Raw genomic sequence first — 23645 nt, 5'->3', positions numbered from 1 at the left:
CTCCCTCTCCCCCTGGGAGAGAGGGTCGGGGTGAGGGGGCCGGGCGAAGCCGTGTGCCCTAGCGCCCCCGCCGCACCAGCGCGTACGCCGGCGGCAGCCCGAACAGCACCGCGAGCGTAGACACACTCAACCCCCCGAGCACCGCGATGGCGAGCGGCCGCTGCAGCTCTGCGCCCTCGCCCAGCCCCAGCGCGAGCGGCAGCAGCCCCAGCAGCGTGGCGAGCGTGGTCATCAGGATGGGCCGCAGGCGCACCTGCGCCGCGGCGAGCACGGCCTCCCGCGCGCCCACGCCCGTGCGCCGTCCCTCCTCCGCCCGGTCGAGCAGGAGGATGCCGTTCTTCACCCCCAGCCCCACCAGCAGGATGCAGCCCATGAAGGAGGAGACGTTGAGCGGCACGCCCGCCACGCGCAGCGCCGCCACGCCCGCGGCGAGCGCCACGGGGGCGGCGCCGAGGATGAGCAGGGGCAGCACGAGGCTGCGGAAGTGGAAGCTGAGCACGAGGAACACGCCGAAGCAGGCGAGCGTGAGCACGAGCGCGAGGTCCCGGAAGCTCTGCTGCTGGCTGTCGCGCTGCCCTCCGAGGCGCAGCTCCACGCCCGGCGGTGGCGCGAGCCCCGCGAGCCGCGCCTCCACGTCTCGCGTGACGCTGCCCAGGTCGCGCCCCTCGAGCCGCCCCGTCACGGCGACGAGCGGGCGCAGGTTGTCCGCGAGCAGCTCGGAGGGAGGGCACGCGCGCGTCACCCGCGCCACCTGCGCGAGCGCGAGGAAGGCCCCCGACGGCGCGCGAAGCCGCAGCCGCTCCAGCGCGCCCGCGTCCGAGCGTGCCGCGTCCGGCAGGCGCACGCGCACGCCCACCAGGTGGCCGCCCTGCGGGAGCGCGCCCACCACCTCGCCCAGCAGCGCAGTGCGCACCTGCTCGGCCACCTCGCGCGCGCTCAGGCCCAGGCGCCCGGCGGCCGCCGGGTCCACGTCCAGGTGCAGCTCCGGGGTGCAGCCGGCCACGCCGTCGTAGAGGTCCGCGAGCCCCTCCACGCCCTCGAGTCTCGCGGCCACCTGCGGTGCGAAGGCACGCAGCGCCGCGTCGTCCGGGCCCTGCAGCCGCACCTCCACCGGGTCCGGGTTGCCCTCGAGGTCGCTGAGCACGTCCTGCAGGAGCTCGATGAACTCCACGCGCACGCCGGGCGCGGCGGACTCCACGCGCCCGCGCGCCTCCTCGATGACCTCCTCGCCGCTGCGCGCGCGCTGGGTGCGCAGCGTCACGGTGATGTCGCCGCTGGAGGGCTCGGTCGCGGCCGGCGGCCCCAGCTCCGCGCCCAGGCGCCGGCTCGTCACCGCCACCTCGGGCAGCGCCGCCACGGCCGCCTCCACGCTGCGCCCCAGCCGGTCCGACTCGGCGAGCGAGGTGCCGGTGGGGGCGAAGTAGTCCACCACGAAGGCGCCCTCGTCCAGCTCGGGCAGGAAGCCCGTGCCCACGCCGCGCGCGAGCAGCGCGAGCAGCAGCGTCGCGAGCGCGAGCACCCCCAGCGCGAGCCCCGGCCGCCCGAGCACCCGCGCGAGCGCGCCCGCGTAGCGCCCCACCCCCGCGCGGGCGGCCGCGTGCGCGGGCCTTCGCGAGAGCAGCGCCGTGCACAGGAGCGGGGTGAGGGTGAGCGCCACCGCGAGTGAGAGCAGCACGGCGGCGCACAGGGTGAAGGCGAGCGCGCTGAAGAACTGTCCGCTCACCCCGGACAGCAGCGAGAGCGGCGCGAACACCACCACGGTGGTGAGGGTGGAGTTGATGACGGGCCAGCCCATCTCGCGCAGCGCCTCGCGCGTGGCCTCCTCGCGCTCGGCGCCCGCGGCGACGCGGCGGAAGATGGCCTCCACCACCACCACCGCGTCGTCCACCACCAGGCCGATGGCCACCGCGAGCCCGCCCAGGCTCATGAGGTTCATGCCCTGGCCCGCGAGCCGCATCGCGCCGAAGGTCATCAGCAGCGTCACCGGCAGGGCGGCCGCCGCGGCGAGCGTGGCGCGCCAGGAGCGCAGGAAGGCGCCCACCACCAGCAGCGTGAGCAGCCCTCCCAGCGCCACCGCGTCGCGCACGTGCGCCACCGAGCGGCCGATGAGCCCCGCCTGGTCGTAGACCACCCGCACCTGCACGCCCGGGGGCAGGTCCGGCCGCAGCCGCGCGAGCTCCTCGCGCACCGCGGCCGCCAGCGTGACCGCGTCCGCGCCGGGCCGCCGCCCCACGCTCACCAGCGCCGCCGGCCGCCCGTCCGCGCTGGTGAGCTGCAGCCGGTCCTCGTGCCCCACCTCCACGCGCGCGACGTCCCCGAGCCGCACGGGCGCTCCGGGCTTGCCCCCCACCACCACGTCCGCGAGCCGCGCCGGGTCCACCACCGCGCCGCGCACCACCACCAGGGTCTGCTGGTAGCGCACGTCCAGGCGCCCCGCGGGCTGCAGCTGCAGCGCGTCCCCCACCGCGGCCGCGAGCCCGTCCATGCCCAGCCCCGCGGCCTCCAGGCGCACCGGGTCCACCACCACCTGCACCTCGCGCACGTCCCCGCCCAGCACCTCCACCCGCCCCACGCCGGGCAGCCCCGCGAGCCGCGGGCGCAGCGTGTACAGCGCCACCTCGCGCAGCTGCGCCGGCGGGGCGCTCCCGGTCACCGCCACCGTCTGGATGGGGAAGGAGGAGGGCGTGAGCCGCTCCGCCCGCAGCTCCACGTCGCGCGGGAGCCCGCCCTGCGCCTCGCCGAGGCGCGCGTTCACCCGCGCGAGCGCCGCGTCCATGTCCGCGTCCGGCTCGAACCAGAGCGAGACCTCGGCCGCCGCGCGGATGGTGCGCGAGCGCACGCGGCGCACGCCCAGCACCGTGGAGAGCGCCTCCTCCACCGGCTGCGTGACGGAGAGGCGCAGGGTCTCCGCGCTCGCGCCCGGCAGGGTCGCCGCCACCACGACGCGCGGGAAGGACACCTCCGGGTACAGCCCGCTGGGCAGCTGCTGCGCCGCCCAGAGCCCGAAGAGGCACAGCGCGAGCGCGAGCGCGAGGAAGCCCGCCGCGTGCCGGCGCAGCGCGTGCAGTGCGCCGCTCGCGCCGCCCTCGCTCACTTGAGGACCTCCACCTCGCTGCCCTCGGGCAGCGAGTAGCCTCCCTCCACGATGACGCTCGCCCCGTCCGCGACGTCTCCCTGCACCACCGCGCGGCCCCCCTGCTCGAAGCGCACCGCCACCGGCACCCGGTGCGCCTTGCCCTCCTGCACCAGCGCCAGCGCCGCGCCCCCGTCCTCCGAGGGCAGCAGCGCGCTGGAGGGCACGCTGAGCGCGTCCGGCTCGCTTCCCACGCGCACCAGCGCCTCGCCCAGCAGCCCCGGGCGCAGCGCGCCGGCGGGGTTCGCCGCGCGCACCCGCACCAGCACGTGCCCGCTCGCCGCGTCCGCCGCGGGGCTCACCGCCACCACCTGCGCGCCCAGCGGCGCCTGCGCTTCGGCCTGCGCTTCCGGGGAGCCTGCCCGCAGCGTGGCGGGCATCCCCACGCGCAGGAGCGCCGCCTGCTCCGGCGGCAGCAGCGCGCGCAGCTCCAGCGGGTCCACCGCGGCCACCTCCAGCACGGGGCTGCCGTTGCCCTCCACCGCCTCGCCCTGCGCCACGCTCACCGAGAGCACCACCCCGTCGAAGGGGGCACGCAGCTCGCTGCGCGCGAGCTTGCGCCGGGCGAGGTCCACCTCCGCGCGCGCGCGCCGCAGCGCCGCCGTGGCCGTGGCCTCGTCCGTGCGCGCGGCCTCCGCATCCTGGCGCGCCGCGATGCCGCGCGCGAGCAGCGCCTCGGTGCGCTCGCGCTTCGCCTGGGCCGCCTCCGCCGCCGCGCCCGCCTCGTGCAGCCCGGCCTCCGCCTGCTGCAGCTCGTCGCGCGAGGGCCCCGCCTCGATGACTCCCAGCAGCTGCCCTGCGCGCACGCGCTCGCCCTCGGCCACGTCGAGCCGGGCGAGGCGCCCGGCCACCAGCGCGCCCAGCCTCACGTCGCGGCCCGGCGCGGGGGCGAGCGCGCCCGGCAGGCGCAGCGTGCGCTCCACCGGCCCGCGCTTCACCTGCTCCACCCGCACGCGCGGGCGCGGCGCCGAGGCCTCCTCCTCGGCTGCGGGCGCAGGGGCCTTGCACGCGAGCGCGAGCAGCAGCAGCAGCGGGAGGAGGCGGCGGCGTTCAGGGGGCATCGAGCGGGACTCCGGCGGCGAGCTCCAGGTCGGCGAAGGCGGCCTGCGCGGCCCAGGCCGCCTCGGCCGCCCGGTCGCGCGTCTCGGCGCTCGCGCGGCGCGCGTCGTTGAGGGCGCTGAGCGGGGCCTGGCCCGCGCGGTAGGCCTCGAGCGCCATCTGCTCCACGCGCTCGGCGGCGGGAAGGATCTCCTTCGGGTAGTGCGCGAGCGCGCGCAGCGCAGCCTCCAGGCGCAGGTGCGCGGCCACCACCGCGGGGCGGCGCCTGCGCGCGTCCGCTTCCGCCTGTGCCTGCGCGAGCCGCAGCGTGGCCTCGGCGCGCCGCACCTCCGCGCCGTTGAGGCCGAGCAGGGGCAGCTCCAGCTCGAGCCCTCCGCGCAGGTAGCGCCGCTGCTCACCCGGGGGACCCTCGGCCTCCACCGAGACGCCGACGGTGGGCGCGGGCCAGCGCTCGCGCTGCGCCGCCCGCAGCTGCGCGTCCGCCACCTCCACCTGGGCCTGACCCGCGAGCGCCTGGGGCGCGGTGGCCGCGCGCGCGAGCACCGCCGCCAGCGCGGGCAGGGGCGGGGGAGGCGCGCTGCCCACGGGCTGCAGCGGCCGCGCGGGGTCCCGGCCCAGCAGCCCCGCGAGCTCCGCCGAGCGCGCGCTGCGCTCGCCCTCCTGCGTCTCGCGCTCGGCCTCGGCGTTGGCGCGGGTGAGCCGCGCCTGGATGAGGTCCAGCTCCGGTGCGGCCCCCGTGTCGAAGCGCGCCTGCGCCGCCTCCTCGCCGGAGCGCGCGAGCTGCAGCGCGCGCTCGGCGGCCGAGAGCTGCGCCTCGGCGCGCACCAGGGCGAAGTAGGCGCGGCGCGCCTCGGCCCGCACGCCCGCTGCGCCCGCGCGCGCCTCGGCCTCCGCGCCGCGCGCGCCCGCCTCCGCCGCGGCCACGCGCGCGCTGCGCGCCCCGAAGGCGGAGAAGCGCTGTGCGAGGCCCACGCTCCAGCGCGGGTCGTTGAAGCCCGCGCCCACCGAGGCCGTGCTGGGTGCGAGCGCGCCCGCGGCCCCCACCTCGCTGTGCGCGGCGGCCTGGCGCGCCCGGGCCTCGGCCAGCGCGGGCGCGTGCGCCGCGGCCTCCAGCAGCGCGGCCTCCAGCGCGAGCGGCTCGGCTGCCCGCGGCTCGCTCGCTGGGAGTGGCTCGGCCTGCGTCCCGGTCGCGGTGGCCGGCTCGGCGCGGAGCGTCGGTGCGCCGAGCAGCGCCAGCAGCAGCGGGAGGAACGGCCGGAGCCACACGCGAGGCCTCCACTTCTGCGGGCCGCGAACCGGGGCCTGCGCCCCCCTTCCTAGCGCCCCGGCGGGCGGCAGGGGATGAGAAGCCTCTCATTCATCCGCTCAGCCGTGCACCAGCTGTCTGAGGAGGGCCATGAGCTGGTCCGGGGTGTAGGGCATCTGCAGGACGTGCGCGTCCGCCACGTCCCCGAGCGCCTGGCCCGGCGCGGCGCCGAGCACCAAGGCCGTGCTGCGCAGCGCCTCCGGTTGCATCGCTTGCAGGAAGCGCACCGCCTCGTTCACAGGACGTCCGTGCACCTCACGCTCCATCAGCAGCACGGCGCGCAGCGCCTGGTGCCGCAGCGCCCGCATCCGGAGCGCCGCCGCCAGGAGCGTGCTCACCCCCTCGGCGTGGAAGCCCTCCTCGTAGAGCAGCTGCACCACCGCCCTGCGGTAGGTGTCGTCCTCGTGCAGCACGAGGACCACCACCTCCGCGCCCCGCGCATCCACTGGCCTCATCCCGGGTTCGAGCCCCTCTCGCCGAACAGGATGCGTGGGCGCACTCCGCACCGCACGCCGGATCGGATGAGAAGACTCCAATGTGTGCACCTACGCGCCGCAGCCGCGCGCCGGGCCCGGCAGGCTGCACGTGAAGCTGTCCATCAGTGCGGCCTCCACCGCGTCCTCGCTGGCGCCGGCGCGCCGCAGCGCGGGCGCCTGCTCCACGTGGAGGAAGAGACCCGAGGCGCTCCCCGCCCCCTGCAGGCAGGCGTCCGCGGCCCCGTTGTCGATGCGCCCCTGCACGTTGGTAGTGGCGCACAGGGGGCGGTACGCGGTGTCCGCGGGGTCGTTGCACGAGGTGGCGCGGCCCTGGGGGAGGCGGTGGTTGAGCGCGTCGCGCACGCGCAGGGTGAGCGCGCCCGGGGCGGCGGACGCCCGGGTGCCGTCGCTCACCACCGCGGCCTCGGTGCCGCCGGTGACGAAGCCGTGCACGCTGAGCGCGGGCGTGTGCGGCAGCGCCGCGCGCAGGGCGCGGTGCGCGGCGGTGAAGAAGTTCTCCGTGTAGTGCGCCGCGTCCGACACGCGCAGCTGCCCGCCGCACGCGCTCGTCGCGCCCGCGGTGCAGGGGGTGAGCGCCGCGGAGGCGCAGCGGTCCGCGCCCGTCACCACCAGCGCCCGCGCGCCGAGCGAGACGAGCAGCCGCGCCGCCTCGTCCCCCGTGCCGGTGTCGGACGTGGCGTGCGGCGCCTCCAGCCACAGGTCGCGCGCGGGGGCGAGGTTGAGCACCACGGTGCCCGCGCCGCGCGCCTGCGCCGCGTCCTCCACCAGCAGCAGCGGGGTGCCGCTGGCGCTGTCGCGGAAGTCCGCGGTGGAGAAGCCCAGCTGCGCGAGCTCCTGGCGCGCCTGCGCGGAGCCTGGCGCGTCCAGCAGCGCCGCCAGCGCCTGCGCGAAGGCGTGCAGCTGCAGCGCGGTGGGCGCCAGCCAGCCCTCGCTGCCGGAGGCCGCCATCGGCTGGGCCTGCAGCCGCTTCACCAGGGAGCCCGCGGGCGCCGCCGCGCTCACCGCGCCCGGGCTGCCCGGGCTCGTCGCTGCGCTGCCGCTGCCCGCATCCGGTGCGGCGCCTCCCGTGCCGGGCTGCGCCGCCTGGCCCGCGGAGGTGGGTGCTCCGCCGGGCGTACCCGGGTCCAGAGTGTCGTCGGGGCTGCCACACGCGGCCAGGGCGCACAGCAGCAGCGCGAGTGCGCAGCGGAGCGCGGGGCGCGCGCGCAGGGAGGGGACGGAGAACGGGGGGAGGGGCATGGGGAGGATGCTCCGGGGAGGTGGGGAGGGGGGAGCCGCGCGCAGCGGGCGGGTGGGGACACGGGGGAATCCGTGCCCGGTCACCGGGCCCTGCTGCGTTCGGGACGGTCGCAACCCGGGTGTGCCCCCGCCTCTTCCGCAGCGGGGCCCGGATGAGGCGCGGATGAGAGGCCCCTCATCGCGGCCCGGCTGGTCGGATGCCCTGCGGTGGAGCCGGCCCGGGCGCGCGTTCGCGAGCAGATGAGAGCCTCCTCAGCTCCCTGTGCGCGCGCGGTGGGCGTGCTACACCCGCGGCCATGTCCCTGCTCGTCGTCGAGGATGAGCTTCGCGTGCGCGCCTTCATCGCGCGCGGCCTGGGCGAGGAGGGCTTCCTCGTGCGCGAGTGCGCGGATGGCGCCGAGGCGGACGCGCTGCTGCGCGCCGAGCGCTTCGAGCTGGTGCTGCTGGACTGGATGCTGCCGGGGCTGCCGGGCCTGGAGCTGCTCAAGGCGATGCGCGCACGCCAGGACGTGACGCCGGTGGTGATGCTCACCGCGCGCGACGCGGTGGCGGACCGCGTGGCGGCGCTCAACGCGGGGGCGGACGACTACCTGGTGAAGCCCTTCGCCTTCGAGGAGCTGCTCGCGCGCGTGCGCGCCGTCACCCGGCGCGCCTCGCAGCGCGTCACCACGCGGCTCAGCTACGCGGACCTGGTGCTGGACCCGGTGAGCCGCAAGGTGCTGCGCGCCGGCGTGGAGCTGAGTCTCACCGCGCGCGAGTTCTCGCTGCTGCAGTTCCTGCTCGAGCACGCCGGCGAGGTGGTGAGCCGCACGCGCATCGTGCAGGCCGTGTGGGAGCACGACTTCGAGACCTTCTCCAACGTGGTGGAGGTCTACATCCGCTACCTGCGCGCCAAGGTGGACGAGCCCTTCGGCGCGCGCCTCATCCACACCGTGCGCGGCGTGGGCTACGTGCTGCGGAGCGCGCCTTGAGGCAGCGGTCGAAGCGCCCCTCGACCCTGCGCACGCGGCTCACGCTCTTCTTCTCCGGCGCGGTGCTGGTCACGCTGCTGCTGTTCGCGGCGACGGTGGTCGTGGTGCTCGTGCTGGACGACTGGCAGGAGCGCCGCGAGGAGGCCGAGACGCAGGTGCAGGAGCCGCACGAGGCGCCGATGGAGGACGTGTGGCCCGTGCTGGGCGCCATGGCCATCGCCGGGCCGCTCGCGCTGGCGGGGGCAGTGGCGGTGGGGCGCGCGCTCGCGCACCAGGCGCTCTCGCCGATGCGCGAGGCCACCCGCCGCGCCCGCGCCGCGCACGCCTCCACGCTGGACCTCACGCTGCCGGTGCAGGGCACGGGGGACGAGTGGGACGAGCTCGCCGCGACGCTGAACCTGCTGCTCACCCAGACGCGCGAGGCGCTCGCGCGCACGCAGCGCTTCACGGCGGACGCGGCGCACGAGCTGCGCACGCCGCTCACCGTGCTCATCGGCGAGGCCGAGGTCACGCTGCGCCACGAGCGCACGGCGCAGGACTACGCGCGCACGCTGGGGCGCGTCCACGCCGAGGGCCGCCACCTCGCCGCGCTCGTCGACTCGCTGCTCACGCTCGCCCGCGCGGACTCGGGGCAGCTGCTGGCGGACCGGGTGCCGCTGGACCTGCGGGCGCTCGCCGAGCAGGGCGCCGCGCGCGCCCGGCAGCACGCCGCCCTGCAGCGCCCCGACGTGCAGGTGCGGGTGCAGGGCGAGCCCACGGAGGTGGCCGCGGACCCGCTGCTCTTGGGGCGGCTGCTGGAGAACCTGCTCGCCAACGCCGTGCGCCACTGCCGCAGCCAGGTGGTGGTCGAGACGGGCCTGGAGGGCGCGCACGCCCGGCTCGCGGTGCAGGACGACGGTGCGGGGGTGCCGGAGTCCTTCCAGCCGCGGCTCTTCGAGCGCTTCGCGCGCGCGGACCCCTCGCGCACCGGCGAGGGCACGGGGCTGGGCCTCGCCATCTCGCGCGCCTTCGCCGAGGTACACGGCGGCTCCTTGCACTACGAGGCCGCGCCTGGAGGCGGCGGGCGCTTCGTGCTGCTGCTGCCGCGGCCCGCCGCGCTCTCCTAGCAGCCGGGCTCGCGGCGCTGCGGCCCACCGCGCCCCGCACAGGGCAGCGCTTTGCTGCCGCAGCGGCGCCTGCGTCCCACGCTGACGATGCGCCTGCCCAGAGAGGCACCTCGCGCGGCTTGGACCCCGCACGCGCAGAGGCGGCTCCGCCCTCGGAGAACCCGTCGGGGGCCGCGGCGCGTGCCGTTGGCACGGCCCCTGCTGAGCTGCGGGCGTGGAGGTGGAGATGGTGGACGAACACGCTGTACGCACGGGCCGGGAGGCCGCACCCCATGGCGCTTGAGGGGGCAGGCCGCCCGCAGCGGCCGCTGAGGCTCGTGCAGTTCCTGCGCTCCTTCCACGTTGGCGGCACGGAGGTGCAGGCGGTGGAGTTGATGCGTGCGCTGCCCGCGCGCTACCAGCTCCAGGTCTGCGTGCTGCAGGCGGGCGGCCCGCTGCTGGAGGCGGTGCGCCGGCTCGGGCACGAGCCCGAGGCCTTCCCGCTCAACGGCTCCCTCGCCCAGGCCAACACCGCGCTGCAGGTGGGGCGGCTCGCGAGCTGGCTGCGGCGCCAGCAGGTGGACCTGGTGCACGTGCACGACTTCTACGCGACGAGCCTCGCGGTGCCCGCCTGCCGGCTCACCGGGGTGAAGGTCATCGTGGGGCGGCTGGACCTCGCGCACTGGCACGGGCGCGCGCGCCGCGCGGTGCACGCCCAGCTCACCCGCCTCGCCGACCACGTGGTGGTCAACGCCGAGGCCATCCGCACGCAGCTCCTCACCGAGGAGCACCTGCCCTCCGAGCGGGTGAGCGTCATCCCCAATGGGCTGGACCTCGCCCGCTTCGATGCGCGGGTGGCGGCCGGGCTGCAGGCGCCCCTGCCCCTCACCGGCGGCGACCCCGTGGTGCTGCACGTGGCGAACATGCACCACCCGGTGAAGCGGCAGGAGGACCTGCTGCAGGCGCTCTGTCTCTTGCGCAGCAACGGCGTGCGGCTGCACGCCTTCCTCGTGGGAGATGGCTGGCGCAGGACCGCGCTCGAGCAGCTGGGCGCGCAGCTGGGGCTGCGCGGGTGGGCCCACTTCCTCGGCATGCGCGCGGACGTCCCGGCGCTCTATGCGCGCGCCTCCTTCGGCGTGCTCTGCTCCTCGGCGGAGGGGATGTCCAACGCGGTGATGGAGGGGATGGCGGCAGGGCGCGCCATGGTGGTCACCCGCGTGGGCGGCAACCCGGACCTCGTCCTGGACGGACAGCGCGGCCTGCTGGTGCCGCCCCACGAGCCCGCGCAGCTCGCGGCCGCCCTGCGCCGCCTGCTCGTGGACCCGCCTCTCGCGCACCGCTTGGGCGCCGAGGCCCGGCGCTTCGTGGAGCGCGCGCTCTCGCTCGAGCAACTGGTGGCCCGCCACGACCTGCTCTACCAGCAGGTGGCGCGGGGGCAGGCCGCACCCGCCCTGCGCTGGGCGCAGGAGTCCGTGGGCTAGGGCGCCGGCGCGTGCGCGACGATGGGCCCCACGGGCCCCGCCGGGAGGACGGCGCCCGGCGCGCGCCTCCAGCCCTCGCAGCGCCAGAGCTGGTAGCGCGTGACCGGGTGCTCGCCACGGAAGGTATCCACCGGCGCGAGCGGCTCCACGCGCGCGCAGTGCGGCTGCAGGCGCGCGAGCGCGTCGTGCAGGGGCTGGCGCTCGTCCGCCACCACCAGCGCGGTGCGCGGCTCGGCGCCCTGCGGCTGCCAGCCGTCGTAGGCGAGGCCCGCCCCGCCGAGGGCGCCGTCCGAGTCCGTGAGGGGCTGCCCGGGCAGGTAGAACGCGAGCTCGCTCGCGGTCTTGTAGCCCCAGCCGATGACGAGCGGGGCAGGCTCCCCGGGCCGCTGCTGCGCCGCCACCCCGGCCGCGAGCTGCCGCCAGCCGCTCACCAGGTTGTCGCGCTCGTGGAAGGGCACGGCCGGCACCAGCGGCATCAGGTACATGCCCAGCGTGAGCAGCGCGCCCGTGGCGAGGCACGCGAGCGCCCCCGCGCGCACCCGCGGCCGCGCCCAGCCCGCGTCCCACGCGCCCGCCACTGCCAGCATCAGGCCCAGGTACACCGGGCCCACCCAGTTGAGCTTCACCCAGTGCAGCGGACTCACAGCGCTGAAGAGCAGCAGCCCCGGCAGGCTCGCGAGCGCGAGCAGCCGCGCGCGCGCCTCCCCGCGCACGGCGCGCCACAGCAGCGCGGGCGCCGCGGCCCACAGCGCGAGGTAGAGCAGCGGGCCCACGCCCAGCGCCTGCAGCCCCACGTAGCGGCCCAGCAGGTGCGGCTGCAGCCCGTGCACCGTGGCGAGGCGCCCCGAGGACTGGAAGGCGAAGGAGGCCCAGCCGTGGCGCGCGTTCCACACGAGCACCGGGCTGAAGACGAGCAGCGCGAGCGCTGCCGCGAGGTAGGGCGCCGGCGTGCGCAGCGCGGCGCGCCCGCGCGGCAGCCACAGCGCCGTGAGCAGCCCCTGCAAGAGCAGCAGCGCGCCCGTGTACTTGCTGAGCATCGCGAGCCCGCAGCACAGCCCCAGCAGCAGCCAGCGCGCGCCCCAGGGCCCCGGGCCCTTGCCGTCCGGCAGCACCAGCTCGCACAGCACGCACAGCGCCGCGGCCCAGGCGAGCGCGAGCGGCACGTCTGGCGTCACCACCACCGCGCCCAGGCCGAAGAGTACGGTGCAGCTCGCCCCCAGCGCCGCGAGCGCGCCGGCGCGCGGGCTGAAGAGCCGCGCGCCCAGGTGGTAGACGAGCAGGGTGAGCCCCGCGCCGCACAGCAGCGCGGGCAGCCGCACGCCGCGCTCGGTGCTCCCCAGCAGCCGCGTGCTCGCCCAGATGAGCCAGGCGCTGAGCGGCGGGTGGTCGAAGTACGAGAGGTCCAGGTGGCGCGCGTACTGCCAGTAATAGGCCTCCTGCGGCGCCAGGTCCACGCGCCCCGCGTAGGCGAGCCGCAGCAGCGTGAGCAGCGCCGTGCCCCAGAGGACGAGCCGGCCCCACGCGGGCTGCGGCGGGGCAGAGGGCGCGGCCTCCTGCGGGAGCGGCCTCACTGCGCGAGCTCCCGCTCGAGCGCGCCGGCGTGCGCGAGCGCGCGCTGCGCCGCGGCCTCGAGCGCGGCAACGTCTCCCGCGTCGATCGCCGCGCGCAGCTGCGCGAGCCCGGCCTCGAAGTCGCGCCCTGCGCGGCTGCCCGCGGCCTGCGGGGCGCGCGCGCACAGCTCGGCCCACGCGCGCGCGAGCGCCGCCTGCGAGCGCCGCGCGCGCGCGAGGTCCTTCGCGCGCGCATCCAGCACCTGCTCGCGCGCGGCGTACTCGAGCGTGAGCAGCCCGGCGGGCGCGCGGGGAAGGAAGGGGCGGAAGAAGCCGTCCATCGGGGCGGCGAGCGCGTTGGCGGCGCGCGCCAGCTCGAGCGCGCCTGCGCGCGCTCCCACCGCGCGCTGGAAGTCGCGCACCGCGGCGTCCATGGCGGTGAGCTGCAGGTCCGTGAGCCCCATGTCGGCGAGCTGCGCGCGCTGGCTGTTCCAGGCATCGGCCACCTTCGCCGAGTCCTCGCCCAGCGCGCCTCGCCGCTCCTCGAGCGCGTGCGCGTACGCGTCCTCGGCGCCCCGCTCCAGGGCGAGCAGGCCCGGCGGCACCTCGCCGCCCTCGCCCAGTCTCGGCGGCCGCGTCCAGCGGAAGGCGACCGCGCCCGCCGCACCCAGCGCCACCACTGCGGCCATCGCCTGCACTCGCCAGCTCCCGGGACTCGCCATCGCTCTTCCCCCGCCGCAGGCCCCTGGCCCGCGCACAGCACCGGGCCTGGCGGGACCTGGTCCCCGAATCATCGGCGCTCGGGAAGGCCTCGCGGCAAGGGCCCCCCGCCACCTGAGAGTCTTCTCATCGCCATTTCACCCTTCCCTCCCAGGGGCGTAGCAGCCCCAGCCAGGAGAGCAGCCCGCCGAGCACCAGCGCCTCGGCCAGGTGCACGCTCACCGGTGCACCCGGGCCGCGCGCGCGTGGGCGACGAGCGCCGCCTGCATGCGCGCGTGACGGCTCTCGCTGAGCGCGCCCAGCGTGAAGTCGTAGGTGCGCGTGACGTACTCGCGCGCCGTGGTCGCCCCCTGCAGCTCCACCGTCTCCACGAGCCGGTGCAGCAGCGCTCCGCTCGGCAGGCAGGGCTGGGGAGTGGCGTGAAGCACCGTGCGCCGCAGCAGTCGCGCGCAGTCGCCCGGCGCAGCGGTGCTCGGCTCGGCCGGACGACCTGAGGCTGCGCTGCCTGCCCTGACCTGGTACGGCGCCATGCCCGCTCTCCCTTCGCGCATGCGCGCCGCTCATGGCCGCGCCCGCAAACGGTGCGCAGGCGCGCAGCGCACGCCCATTGTTCTCATCGAAGAGGCCCGCTGGCTGGCCGCTCAGCGGGCGCGCAGCGCGAGGCCCCGGGAGCGAGCGCTCCTCGGGGCCCCGACAGACCGCGGACTAGCGCGCGGAGGCGGCATGCGGCGCGGGCTCGCTCGCAGGCGCCTCGCGCTCGAGCGCCGCGCACTGCAGCAGGCCGGAGACGCCCTTGAGCGCGATGCCCGCCGTGCGGCTGACGAGCAGCAGCGCCGCGAGCGCGCCCTCGCTGCCGCCGGGCAGCAGCGCGCCCAGCGGCGCGTGCGCGTCGTAGACGATCCACATCGCGCCGGAGACGGCCATCGCCCACCACGCCCAGGCGAGCCGCCCGCCGCGCATCATGTACGCGACGCGCAGGATGGGGGCCACGAGCAGGATCACGGCCATGTCGCCGAGCGCGGAGACCACGCTCGCGAGCGCCTGGACGCCCGAGGCGCCGCCCGCGGCGACGAGCGCGAGGTTCGCGCGCAGCGGCGGGAGCACGGCGGCGGCGGCCACCACGGCGCACACCAGCCACAGCCCGTAGCTCTTCCAGCTGCGCGGCGGGCGCAGCCCCGAGCGGCGGTAGGTGAGCGCGAGCAGGCCCAGGGCGCTCGCGTTGAGCAGGTTGACCACCACCACCAGCACCGTGCGCACCGGCGCGAGCGCCGAGGCGTCGAAGGACACGGTGGGCACCGCGATCATCCAGCCGGCGCGCATGCCGGAGGCGACGAGCAGCAGCACCGAGGACACGCAGAACAGCGTCCACACGCGGCGCAGGTAGTCGCCGGGCCCGAAGGCGCGCGCGGCCTGCAGCGTGCCGGCGATGGCGAGCAGCGAGGCCCCGAGCCCCGCGAGCTGGAGCACCAGCGGCAGGCGCTCGGGGTTGCCGCTGCCGGTCGAGACGAACACTGCGCCCGCGTGCAGCAGCATCAGCACGGCGAACAGCGCGCCGGCGGTGCGGGCGTTGAAACGGGAGGTCATCGCTTCTCCGGGTGGGCCGTCAGCTCTTCGAGGACGGTCTTGGCGCGCGCGGCGCCGAGGAAGGTGTTGAGCATGGGCCGCAGCCCCTCGAGCAGCAGGGGCATGTCGGCGGGGGTGAGGGTCTCGACGGGGCGCTTCACGCTGCGCAGCGCCGCGGTCTGCAGCGCCATCTTCGCTGTGAAGTCACCCAGCAGAGGCCCGAGCTGACGCTCGATTCCCTCGTGCCATCGTCCGGCGGGGGCCGGTGAGCCTGTGGTGGAAATGGGAGTGCCTCCGTCGCGTGCTGAGGCGCGAAGTGTGGCGTTTCTGACCCCGGGGCGCCAGGGGCGCAAAAGCCCACCTCAGCGCACAGCCGCGTGGGGCAGAGCGCCCCCGCTGCCCCCGCGCAGCGGACAGTGGCGCTGCGCCAGCGGCCAAGTGAGTCCCGCGCGGGCGAGGAGGACCCTGCCCTCCGTCCCGCGAAGCCTCTGGAGCGCGCGGGGCAGGGGAGGAGGGCGCCATGCGGATGCCACTGGCTGCGCTGCTGCTGCTGCTGCTCGCAGGGGAGGGGGCGTGGGCCCAGGCGCCTTCGCCGCAGCCACCGGACGCCGCCAGCACCCGGCCCGGCGCTGCGAAGCCGGTCTCGACGCCTGAGGCGAAGGCCTCGCCCGGCAAGGCCTCGCCCGGCGCGGAGAAGGGCGCGCCCGAGAAGCTGCCCCTGGGCGTCTCCGCGGTGCTCTGGCGCCTCGCCGTGCCGCAGGGCGCCGAGCCCACCCCGGAGAAGGTGGCGCTGGGCCAGAAGCTGTTCCTGGACAAGCGGCTCTCGGTGGACGACTCGGTGAGCTGCAGCACCTGCCACGTGCCGGAACAGGGCTTCGTGGACGGCAAGACCACGTCCGTGGGGGTGAAGAACCAGAAGGGCATGCGCAACAGCCCCACCGTGCTCAACGCCATGTTCCAGGCGAGCCAGTTCTGGGACGGGCGCGCCGCGACGCTGGAGGATCAGGCGAAGCTGCCCATCCTCAACCCCATCGAGATGGGACAGCCCTCGCCCGAGGCCGTGGTGACGAAGGTGCGCGCCATCCCCGAGTACGCGCAGGCCTTCCAGCGCATCTACGGCCGCGACGTCACCTACGACGACCTGTCCAACGCCATCGCCGCCTTCGAGCGCACGCAGTTCAGCGGCAACGCCCGCTTCGACCGCTTCATCGCCGGGGACGAGAAGGCGCTCGGCGCGCGCGAGCGCCACGGCTGGGCGCTGTTCAACGGAAAGGCGCGCTGCAGCGAGTGCCACGCCGCCAACGCGCAGAGCCCGCTCTTCAGCGACCAGAAGTTCCACAACATCGGCATCGCCGCGCACAAGCAGGACTTCGTGCAGCTCGCGCGCGAGGGCGTGCGCGTGGTGCGCCTCGGGGACGAGAAGCAGATCGACGAGCTCGCCATCCAGACCCGCTTCACCGAGCTGGGCCGCTTCCTCGTCACGAAGCAGGAGAACGACATCGGGGCCTTCAAGACGCAGACGCTGCGCAACATCGCGCTGACCGCCCCGTACATGCACGACGGCAGCCTGCCCACGCTGTGGGACGTGATGGACCACTACAACAAGGGCGGCGTGCAGAACCCCTACCTCGACGGCGGGATGCAGCGCCTGGGGCTCACCGAGCCGGAGATCGACGACCTCGTCGCCTTCCTCTTCACCCTCACCGACGAGCGCTTCGAGAAGCTGGGCGCACAGCAGCTCGCCCGCCAGCGCGCGCGCAAGGGCGTGCGCCCCGAGCGCGACACCGCCCAGGCGATGGGCAAGAAGGGCAACCTCGGCGACCTCGCCCCCAACCCCGACCTCGCGGTGAAGAACCCCGCGGACCTGGGCGCGTACGGCACCCCGTAGCGCGCGAAAGGCGGAGCACACCCCATGTCAGGCAAGCGCTTTCGCAGCATCGAGTCGAAGCACGAGCAGGAGCGCGCGGAGTTCTTCGATGCGCTCTCGCGCCTGGACCGCCGCGCCTTCCTGCGCGTGGCGGGGCTCAGCGCGGGCGTCGCCGCGGGGCTCGGCGTCTTCCATCCCCAGTCCTTCCAGCTGGTGGAGGTCGCGCACGCGGAAGGCTCGAAGCCGCGCTTCAGCTTCGCGTACATCTCGGACACGCACCTGTACGAGCGCAAGCTCAACGACCGCTTCGTGCGCAGCATCCTGCGCGCGGTGGACGACGTGAACGCGCTGGACCCGCAGCCGGACTTCGTCCTCTTCGGCGGAGACCTCGCGCAGCTGGGCCAGCCCCAGGAGCTGGAGCTGGGCCGGGAGATCCTCAAGAGCGTGAAGGCCCCCGTGCGCATGATGGTGGGCGAGCACGACTGGTTCCTCGACATGGGCGAGGCGTGGAAGTCCATGTTCGGCCCGGACACCTACGCCTTCGACCACAAGGGCGTGCACTTCGTCGTGCTCAACTCCATCCACGAGAAGGACTTCTGGACCGAGCGCGGCCTGAAGCCCATGGAGCGGATGAAGATCGTGGCCGGCCTGGACAACGGCATCCAGAGCCGCTTCGAGGTGGGCGCCCAGCAGCGCGAGTGGCTGCGCCAGGACCTGGCGAAGCAGGACAAGAAGGCGCCGCTCATCGTCTTCAGCCACTCGCCCCTCTACAAGTACTACCGGCCCTGGAACTTCTGGACCGAGGACGCGGACGAGGTGCAGGCGCTGCTCGCCCCCTTCGAGAAGGTCACCGTCATCCACGGTCACACGCACCAGCTGCTGACCAACCGCATCGGCAACATCCACTTCCACGGCATGCTCAGCACCGCGTGGCCCTGGCCCTACGCGCCCGAGGGGCTGCCCCGGCTCACCGTGCAGATGAACCGCCCGGACCCCTTCAGCCAGTTCGACGGCTGCGGCAACGGGCGCATGGACGTGCTCGAGGCGGGGCTGGTGGACACGCTCTACAACCTCTGGGAGCGCAACCCGGTGAGCGTGCGCGCCAGCTACGTGGCCGCCGCCAGCGCCGCCAACGCGCCGCCCCGCACGAAGCTGCCCAGCTACTGAAGCCCGAGGAGGAGCTCTTCCCATGTCCCCGCGCCCCCTGCCGCTCGCTTTCCTCCTCCTCGCGCTCGCCGCGCCCGCCCTCGCCGCGGACGCGCCTGCCCCCGCCGTGCACCCGCAGCCGCGCAGCCCCGACGGCACCCTCACGCTGGGCCTGTGTGACGGCGAGACGGCGGTGAAGGTCGAGGGCGTGAAGGAGGGCGAGCCGCTCACCCGCGAGCAGGCGCTGAAGGCGAGCCGCGAGCTGATGAGCGCGTGGCGCCAGAAGAACCCGCAGGCGCGCTGGGACCCGGCGCCTGCCAAGTCTGCGAAGCCCACCGCGCTCGCGCAGCAGAGCCCCCAGAGCCCCAGTACCGCGGGCACGCGGCCGCGCACCCCGCCGCAGACGGCGCCCCCCAGCAGCAGGCCCGCGGCGCAGCCCGTGCAGCCGCAGGGGCCGGACGCGCAGAGCGGCGGCCAGGAGGTGCGCGAGCAGGCCGGCGCGCGCGTGCAGACGGGCCACACCTACGGCGCCTTCAGCGCGCGCGACGAGGCCATCTGGGCGGCGAGCACGCAGGACTTCGTGAAGGAGGGACACCGCGTGTTCCACGACGCGGACGCGCTGGGCGGCACGGTGGCGGTCTCCTGCGACATGTGCCACCCGGACGCGGCGAACACCCACCCGGAGACCTACCCGAAGTACCAGGTGCAGCTGGGGCGCGTGGCGCTGCTGCGCGACATGATCAACTGGTGCCTGCAGAACCCCGTGCGCGCCAAGCCGATGGCGGACGACGACCCGCGCATGAAGGCGATGGAGGCGTACATCCTCGCCCAGCGCAAGGGCACGAAGCTCGAGTACGGAAAGCACTGAGCCAGAGGGTCGGGGTGAGGGACTGCCGCCTGCCCCGTGAGCAACCGAGCACCTCCCACCCAGGGATGAAACCCACGCACGGGGTGCGCACCTTTGCCACCACGCGCGCCGGGCACTGGGGCCCTGCGCCCTCTGGCCCTGCAGGGAGGCAGAGATGGGCATCCTGGCGCCGATCGGCCGCTTCCTCTTCTCGGTGATGTTCCTCGTCAGCGGGATGAACCACTTCATGAACTACCCCGCGATGGTGGGCTACGCGCGCGCCTCGGGGGTGCCCTCGCCGGACACGGCGGTGCTGGTGTCCGGGGTGGTGCTGGTGGTGGGCGGGCTGTGCGTGCTGCTGGGCGCCTTCGCGCGGCTCGGCGCGCTGCTGCTCGCGGGCTTCCTGCTCGCCTCCGCGGTGCTGGTGCACCACTTCTGGAAGGTCGCGGACCCGGCGCAGGCGCAGGACCAGATGGTCCACTTCTTCAAGAACCTCTCCATGGCGGGCGGCGCGCTGCTCATCGCGCACTTCGGCCCGGGCCCCTACAGCCTCGGCCGGCGCGCCGAGCGCTTCGCCTCGCGCATCCAGATTCCGCTCAACCGCCGAGGCTAGTCCTCGGCCCTCAGTGCGCGTGTGAGGGCGGGTTGCGCGGCCAGCGCACGAGGAAGGCGGTGCCCTCCTCGGCGCTCGAGCGCACCTCGATGCTGCCGCCGTGCGCCTCCACCACCTGCTTCACGATGAAGAGCCCGAGGCCGAGATTGTGGCCGTGGGCGGGGGCGTGGCCGGGTCCCTCGCTGCCGCGGCGGAACGGGTCGAAGAGGTGGGGCAGCAGGTCGGGCGGGATGGGGCCGCCCTGGTTGCTCACGGCCATGCGCACCTCGGCGCCCTCGCCGCGCAGCTGCAGCGTGATGCCGGTGCCGGGGGCGCGGTACTGGCGCGCGTTGCCCAGCAGGTTGCTGAGCACCTGGGCCATGCGGTCCGCGTCCCACCAGCCCCAGGTGTCGCCCTCCGTCCTCAGCTCGGCGTGGCAGTCCGGGTGCGCCGCGCACAGCTCGTCCACCGCGTTGCGCGCGAGCTCGCCCAGGTCCACCCAGCGCCGCACGATGGGCAGCCCGCTGCCCAGCCGCGCCCGCGCGAAGTCCAGCAGGTCGGACACCATGCGCCCCATGCGCTCGGCGCTGTGGGTGATGCGGTGCACGCTGCGCGCCTGCGGCGCCGGCAGCGGCTGCTGCAGCAGGCGCTGCCCGGAGAGCGCGATGGCGTTGAGGGGGTTTCGCAGGTCGTGGCCGAGGATGCCCATGAAGCGCTCGCGGAACTCCGCCGCGCGCTCCAGCTCCTCGGCGCGCCGGTGGGGCGCGAGGTCCTCGACGAGCCCGATGATGAAGCGCGGCCGCGCGTCCGAGCCGTGCCCGAGGCTCACCGTGAGCCGGCACCAGCCCACCTCGCCGCCCTTGGCCACGTAGCGGCGCTCCACCTGGTAGGTCTCGCGCTGCCCGGTGCGCAGCTGCTGGAACAGCGGCCGCTCGGTGGCCAGGTCCTGCGCGGTGCTCATGTCCTTGAGGCGCAAGGAGCGCAGCTCCGCGTCGCTGTAGCCCAGCAGCCGCTGCAGCGCGGGGTTGGTGCGCAGGAAGCAGCCGTCCATGTCCGTGATGGCGATGCCGATCGCCGCGCCCTCGAACACCGCGCGGAAGCGCTCCTCGCTCTCGCGCAGGCCCGCCTCCAGCCCCTCGCGCTCGGTCTCGTCGCGGCAGGTGAGCACCGCGCCCGCGAGGCTGCCGTCCGGGTGGCGGATGGGCGAGGCGTCGCTCACCAGGGTGTGCACGCTGCCGTCCGGGTGGCGCACGCGGCAGCGCGCGTCGCGCACGCTCTCGCCCTTGAGCGCGCGGTAGAGCGCGAAGTCCTTCAGCGGCGCGCGCTCGCCCTCGGGCGTGAGGATGTCGTAGGCCTCGGGCCAGCGCGCCGCCGGCAGCGGCCGCACCGCGCGGCCCAGCTGCCGCTCCGCCTGCTGGTTGCAGATGCGCAGCACGCCCTGTCGGTCCACCACGATGACGCCGTCGCTGCTCTGCTCCACCAGCATGCGCAGGAGCGCCGCGTCCTCCTGCGCGCGCCGCCGCTCGGTGATGTCCACCGACACCAGCACCACCTGCTCGAGCGTCCCGTCGGGCGCGCGCACCGGCTGGTAGCGGGTGAAGTGGGTGCGCCCGTCCTGCGAGGACTCGTACGCGCCGCTGCCGCCCTGCAGCGCGCGGCGCAGCGCCGCCTGCGCGGTGGGCTTGCCGCGCGCGAACTCGAAGGCGCTGCGGCCCACCGCCTCGCCCGGCTCGAGCCCGATGCGCGCGAGCGCCTGGCCCTCGGACAGGAGCACCGTGCCCTGCGGGTCCACGGCCCACAGCGCCACCGGCGCCGCGTTCACCAGCAGGCCGAGCAGCAGCTGCTGCTGGCGGCGCAGGCTGTCCTCCGGCTCCGCGCGGCCCGTGCCTGCGCCCGTGGCTCCGGACTGCGCGCCCGCGCCGGGCAGGGCGCTGCCGCCGTGCATCCCGCTCGCATCGGGCGCCACGCCTCCTGCGGGCGCGCCCCCTCGTGCGTCGAGCCCTCTGCGGTCCGCGGGCGGCCCGCGCTCGCCGCGCCCCGCGTCCCCACGCGCGTCGTCCGGGGCGCGCTCCGCCTGGCGCGCGAGCCGCTCGGCGAGCGCGAGCCGCGCGAGCAGGCCGCCGCTCGCCTCCGCCGCGAGCTCCACCAGCCGCCGCACCCCGGAGGGGAGCGCCGGGGCGCTGCGGCTGCCCACCTGCAGCACGCCCAGCACCTGTCCCTGCTGCACGAGCGGCAGCGCGAGCTGCATCCGCGTGCCCACGGGCAGCGCCGCGCACCCGGCGCCCGCGCCCTCGAGCGCCCGCCGCTCCTGCAGCGCCTGGCGCGCGAAGGCGCCGGGCAGCTGCCCCACGCCCCCCGCCCCGGCCACCGTCGCCAGCACGCCGCTCTCGCGCACCGCGTGCACCGCGGCCCAGTCCACCGTGGCCGTCCCCTCGGTGAGGGTGCGCACCAGCGCCATCAGCCCCTCGCGAGGGCCCGCGGGCGCCGCGCCCGCGCGCACCACCGCCTCCAGCGCGCCGCCCAGCCGGGCGCGCGCGCGGCCGAAGCGGCCCTGCAGCGCCACCAGCTCCGCGTCGAAGGCGGCGCCCAGGCGCAGCGCGGCGGCGTCCTGCGGCAGCGGCCCTCCCGCCTCCTCGAGCCGGCGCAGCAGCAGGGCGCGCAGCTGGGACAGGTGGGCGAGCAGGTCGCCGGAGTCACAGGCCTCGGCGAGCCGCTCGAGCAGGGGCCCGGGCAGCTCTCCGCTCGACTCCGGGGGGGACCCGGGGTGCAGCGCGCGCTCGGAGAGCCGCTCGTAGAGGGCCTGCGCCACGTCCTGCAGCAGGGCGCGCGGCGGGCCGCTGAGCCGCGCCGTCCACTCGCCCAGCACCGCCTCGCGCTGCTGCGAGAGGAAGGAGGAGAGCGCGAGGCCCAGCCCCTGGTCCTGCTTCGCCGCGGTCGACTCGAGCATGGGCGCGCGCCGGGCTGCCAGGCTCTGGGGAGTGGGATGCTTCGGGCGGCCCGGACCCGCTTACGGTGGGCACCGCGGCGGCGCCCCGGCCCTGGCCTGCAGTTGTAGGCGCAGGGCCCGCCGCCCCGGCACGCGCGCGGGCGGGGCGCTGCTCGCCCTGCCGCCGGGGCCCGGGCTGCACGCGGTGCATCCGCAGCAGAACCGCGTCCGCACCTCCACACGCAGGCAGCGCGCTCGACTCCCCCCGCGCCTCAGCCGAGCGAGACGGGGTGCGCGGCGAGCCACGCCTGGCTCTGGCGCACGCGCTCCGCCGCAGCGCCCAGCCCCGCCGCCTCCAGGTGCGCGCGCAGCGGCTCGAGGTCCGCGGGCGTCCACTGCGTCTTGGCGCGCAGGTCCGCGAGCAGCACCGCCTCCTCCGCGGAGCGCCCCAGCGACTCCTGGCGCCCGGTGAAGAGCGAGGCCATCACCATGCGCGCGGGCTCCGCCTCGAAGGCGATGGCCGCGTCGGTGAGGAGGTCGCGCTGCTCGGGCGGCAGCTGCGGGTCGCGCGCGCGCTCGCGCAGCCGCGCGAGCAGCCCCTCGAGCAGGCCCGGCGCGGCCTCGGGGGTGAGCGCGGTGCGCACCGCGCGGATGAGCGCGGTGACGGCGGCGCGGCGCTGCTCGGGGTCCTGGCTCGCGCTCTTCACCGCGCCCAGGGGGCCCCACAGCACGCAGGTGAACCACAGCTCCTCCTCGGGGGTGAAGAGGGCCGGGGTCTCCGGGCGGCGCAGCGCGGCCTCCACGCGCGCCGCGCGCTCCTTCGCCTCCGCCTCCAGCCGCGCGCCCAGCTCCGGGTCCTCGCGCGCCTGGGCCGCGAGCTGCTCCGCGAGCTTCTCCGCGAGCCCCTCCTGGCGCGCCGTCCACTCGCGCAGCTGCACGTCGAAGAGCACGTCCAGCACCGGCACGTCCTCGGGGGCGAAGCGCGCGCGGCCTCCCTTGGCCCCCTTGCCCAGTGCCCCCTTGCCGGCGGCCGCGAGCAGCGCGCCCACGTACAGCGCCTGGCGCTCCTCGGCCGTGCGCGCGGGGTCCTGCGCGCGGCCCAGCAGCGCCACGCGCAGCTGCTCGAGGAAGGCGGGCGTGGCGAGCGCGCGCACGGTGCTCACCAGCAGGTGGCGGCGCGCGTCCGCGGGCGCGGCCTCCGCCTCGGGGGCGCCCGCCTCCTCCGCCTTCGCGAGCCCCTTCAGATGCGCGGAGACGTGCTGGCCGAAGGCCTCCTCCGCGAAGCGCAGGCCCGGCGCCGGGCCGAAGCGCTCGAGCAGCCCGCCCAGGCGCTCGAGCGCCGCGGAGAGGCGCGAGGTGTCCGCGTCCCCCAGCAGCTTCACCGCGGCGTCCAGCTCCGCGCCCACCGCCTGCTGCGCGCTGCGCGGGCCCGGGGACGAAGGCGCCGCGGCGGCGCGCTCGCGCTCGCGGTCCTCGCCCGCGTGGCAGGCCTTGTACTTCTTGCCGCTGCCGCAGGGGCAGGGGTCGTTGCGGCCGGGCTGGGAGGGGCGGGGGCTCAAGGCGGGGCTCGCTTTCCGGTGCGGGAGGGCAGGCACCCGGAAGTGCCGCAATCGCGCGGAGGCGTCACCCAAAAAGAGGCCGGGCCGGTGGGGAAGTGCCCACC

19 protein-coding genes are annotated in these 23645 nt (G+C 76.3%); 7 read left to right on the top strand and 12 right to left on the bottom strand.

Features of this window, described 5'->3' with window-relative positions:
* Nucleotides 1-58: 58 nt before the first annotated feature.
* From FGE12_RS26260 to FGE12_RS26240, 5 genes are all read right to left on the bottom strand, one after another.
* A complete protein-coding gene (locus FGE12_RS26260; RefSeq protein WP_153869364.1) occupies nucleotides 59-3094 on the bottom strand; it encodes an efflux RND transporter permease subunit in 3036 nt (1011 codons plus the stop codon).
* Nucleotides 3091-4194, bottom strand: a complete 1104-nt coding sequence (locus tag FGE12_RS26255; protein WP_153869363.1) for an efflux RND transporter periplasmic adaptor subunit — start codon at nucleotides 4192-4194, stop codon at nucleotides 3091-3093. Before FGE12_RS26255 ends, FGE12_RS26260 begins: the two co-directional genes overlap by 4 nt.
* On the bottom strand, nucleotides 4184-5458 hold the full coding sequence (locus FGE12_RS26250; RefSeq protein WP_194798297.1) for a TolC family protein: 1275 nt from the start codon (nucleotides 5456-5458) through the stop codon (nucleotides 4184-4186). The genes FGE12_RS26255 and FGE12_RS26250 overlap by 11 nt, the downstream gene beginning before the upstream one ends.
* 99 nt (nucleotides 5459-5557) lie before the next feature.
* On the bottom strand, nucleotides 5558-5953 hold the full coding sequence (locus FGE12_RS26245; protein ID WP_153869361.1) for a hypothetical protein: 396 nt from the start codon (nucleotides 5951-5953) through the stop codon (nucleotides 5558-5560).
* Between the two features lie 90 nt (nucleotides 5954-6043).
* A complete protein-coding gene (locus tag FGE12_RS26240) occupies nucleotides 6044-7234 on the bottom strand; it encodes a hypothetical protein (RefSeq protein ID WP_153869360.1) in 1191 nt (396 codons plus the stop codon).
* Nucleotides 7235-7530: 296 nt separating this feature from the next.
* On the opposite strand from FGE12_RS26240, the gene FGE12_RS26235 reads away from it, so the two are divergent.
* From FGE12_RS26235 to FGE12_RS26225, 3 genes are all read left to right on the top strand, one after another.
* Entirely contained in the window at nucleotides 7531-8205 is a 675-nt protein-coding gene (locus tag FGE12_RS26235) for a response regulator transcription factor (protein ID WP_153869359.1), read from the top strand.
* Nucleotides 8202-9311 (top strand): cell wall metabolism sensor histidine kinase WalK, encoded by a 1110-nt coding sequence (locus FGE12_RS26230; protein WP_153869358.1) that lies wholly within the window; start codon nucleotides 8202-8204, stop codon nucleotides 9309-9311. The genes FGE12_RS26235 and FGE12_RS26230 overlap by 4 nt, the downstream gene beginning before the upstream one ends.
* A 272-nt stretch (nucleotides 9312-9583) precedes the next feature.
* Entirely contained in the window at nucleotides 9584-10771 is a 1188-nt protein-coding gene (locus FGE12_RS26225; protein ID WP_153869357.1) for a glycosyltransferase, read from the top strand.
* Here FGE12_RS26225 and FGE12_RS26220 read toward each other — a convergent pair.
* The 5 genes from FGE12_RS26220 to FGE12_RS30125 form a co-directional block, all read right to left on the bottom strand.
* Nucleotides 10768-12342 carry a glycosyltransferase family 39 protein gene (locus FGE12_RS26220; RefSeq protein WP_194798296.1) on the bottom strand — a complete coding sequence of 525 codons (1575 nt, stop codon included), beginning with the start codon at nucleotides 12340-12342 and terminating at the stop codon, nucleotides 10768-10770. The two genes, FGE12_RS26225 and FGE12_RS26220, sit on opposite strands and share 4 nt — an antisense overlap.
* Entirely contained in the window at nucleotides 12339-13010 is a 672-nt protein-coding gene (locus FGE12_RS30130; protein WP_194798295.1) for a hypothetical protein, read from the bottom strand. Before FGE12_RS30130 ends, FGE12_RS26220 begins: the two co-directional genes overlap by 4 nt.
* A gap of 249 nt (nucleotides 13011-13259) precedes the next feature.
* The gene (locus tag FGE12_RS26215; protein ID WP_153869355.1) at nucleotides 13260-13571 is read right to left on the bottom strand and encodes a hypothetical protein; all 312 of its coding nucleotides are present in this window, start codon (nucleotides 13569-13571) and stop codon (nucleotides 13260-13262) included.
* A 175-nt stretch (nucleotides 13572-13746) separates the two neighbouring features.
* The gene (locus tag FGE12_RS26210) at nucleotides 13747-14625 is read right to left on the bottom strand and encodes a hypothetical protein (protein ID WP_153869354.1); all 879 of its coding nucleotides are present in this window, start codon (nucleotides 14623-14625) and stop codon (nucleotides 13747-13749) included.
* On the bottom strand, nucleotides 14622-14795 hold the full coding sequence (locus tag FGE12_RS30125; protein WP_194798294.1) for a hypothetical protein: 174 nt from the start codon (nucleotides 14793-14795) through the stop codon (nucleotides 14622-14624). Before FGE12_RS30125 ends, FGE12_RS26210 begins: the two co-directional genes overlap by 4 nt.
* A 329-nt stretch (nucleotides 14796-15124) precedes the next feature.
* Here FGE12_RS30125 and FGE12_RS26205 point away from each other — a divergent pair, with 329 nt between their 5' ends.
* From FGE12_RS26205 to FGE12_RS26190, 4 genes are all read left to right on the top strand, one after another.
* Nucleotides 15125-16492: a cytochrome-c peroxidase gene (locus FGE12_RS26205; protein ID WP_228531120.1), complete on the top strand. Its 1368-nt coding sequence runs from the start codon at nucleotides 15125-15127 to the stop codon at nucleotides 16490-16492.
* Between the two features lie 24 nt (nucleotides 16493-16516).
* A complete protein-coding gene (locus tag FGE12_RS26200; protein WP_153869353.1) occupies nucleotides 16517-17638 on the top strand; it encodes a metallophosphoesterase in 1122 nt (373 codons plus the stop codon).
* A gap of 22 nt (nucleotides 17639-17660) precedes the next feature.
* Nucleotides 17661-18485: a c-type cytochrome gene (locus FGE12_RS30515; protein WP_228531119.1), complete on the top strand. Its 825-nt coding sequence runs from the start codon at nucleotides 17661-17663 to the stop codon at nucleotides 18483-18485.
* Nucleotides 18486-18639: 154 nt separating this feature from the next.
* Nucleotides 18640-19077 carry a DoxX family protein gene (locus FGE12_RS26190; RefSeq protein ID WP_153869352.1) on the top strand — a complete coding sequence of 146 codons (438 nt, stop codon included), beginning with the start codon at nucleotides 18640-18642 and terminating at the stop codon, nucleotides 19075-19077.
* 10 nt (nucleotides 19078-19087) lie between these two features.
* On the opposite strand, the gene FGE12_RS26185 is transcribed toward FGE12_RS26190, so the two are convergent.
* Complete coding sequence (locus tag FGE12_RS26185) at nucleotides 19088-22003, bottom strand: PAS domain-containing sensor histidine kinase (RefSeq protein WP_153869351.1); 2916 nt, start codon at nucleotides 22001-22003, stop codon at nucleotides 19088-19090.
* Between the two features lie 251 nt (nucleotides 22004-22254).
* On the bottom strand, nucleotides 22255-23541 hold the full coding sequence (locus FGE12_RS26180) for an SEC-C domain-containing protein (protein ID WP_153869350.1): 1287 nt from the start codon (nucleotides 23539-23541) through the stop codon (nucleotides 22255-22257).
* Between the last annotated feature and the right edge of the window lie 104 nt (nucleotides 23542-23645).

The sequence above is a fragment of the Aggregicoccus sp. 17bor-14 genome (assembly GCF_009659535.1).
GTDB lineage: Bacteria > Myxococcota > Myxococcia > Myxococcales > Myxococcaceae > Aggregicoccus.
This window is presented reverse-complemented; position numbering and strand designations above follow the sequence as displayed.

Coding starts and splice junctions, on each gene's coding strand:
- FGE12_RS26255 (WP_153869363.1), bottom strand. CDS start 4,194: ATGCCCCCTGAACGCCGCCGCCTCCTCCCGCTGCTGCTGCTGCTCGCG.
- FGE12_RS26245 (WP_153869361.1), bottom strand. CDS start 5,953: ATGAGGCCAGTGGATGCGCGGGGCGCGGAGGTGGTGGTCCTCGTGCTG.
- FGE12_RS26240 (WP_153869360.1), bottom strand. CDS start 7,234: ATGCCCCTCCCCCCGTTCTCCGTCCCCTCCCTGCGCGCGCGCCCCGCG.
- FGE12_RS26235 (WP_153869359.1), top strand. CDS start 7,531: ATGTCCCTGCTCGTCGTCGAGGATGAGCTTCGCGTGCGCGCCTTCATC.
- FGE12_RS26225 (WP_153869357.1), top strand. CDS start 9,584: ATGGCGCTTGAGGGGGCAGGCCGCCCGCAGCGGCCGCTGAGGCTCGTG.
- FGE12_RS30130 (WP_194798295.1), bottom strand. CDS start 13,010: ATGGCCGCAGTGGTGGCGCTGGGTGCGGCGGGCGCGGTCGCCTTCCGC.
- FGE12_RS26215 (WP_153869355.1), bottom strand. CDS start 13,571: ATGGCGCCGTACCAGGTCAGGGCAGGCAGCGCAGCCTCAGGTCGTCCG.
- FGE12_RS26210 (WP_153869354.1), bottom strand. CDS start 14,625: ATGACCTCCCGTTTCAACGCCCGCACCGCCGGCGCGCTGTTCGCCGTG.
- FGE12_RS30125 (WP_194798294.1), bottom strand. CDS start 14,795: ATGGCGCTGCAGACCGCGGCGCTGCGCAGCGTGAAGCGCCCCGTCGAG.
- FGE12_RS26205 (WP_228531120.1), top strand. CDS start 15,125: ATGCGGATGCCACTGGCTGCGCTGCTGCTGCTGCTGCTCGCAGGGGAG.
- FGE12_RS26200 (WP_153869353.1), top strand. CDS start 16,517: ATGTCAGGCAAGCGCTTTCGCAGCATCGAGTCGAAGCACGAGCAGGAG.
- FGE12_RS30515 (WP_228531119.1), top strand. CDS start 17,661: ATGTCCCCGCGCCCCCTGCCGCTCGCTTTCCTCCTCCTCGCGCTCGCC.
- FGE12_RS26190 (WP_153869352.1), top strand. CDS start 18,640: ATGGGCATCCTGGCGCCGATCGGCCGCTTCCTCTTCTCGGTGATGTTC.
- FGE12_RS26185 (WP_153869351.1), bottom strand. CDS start 22,003: ATGCTCGAGTCGACCGCGGCGAAGCAGGACCAGGGGCTGGGCCTCGCG.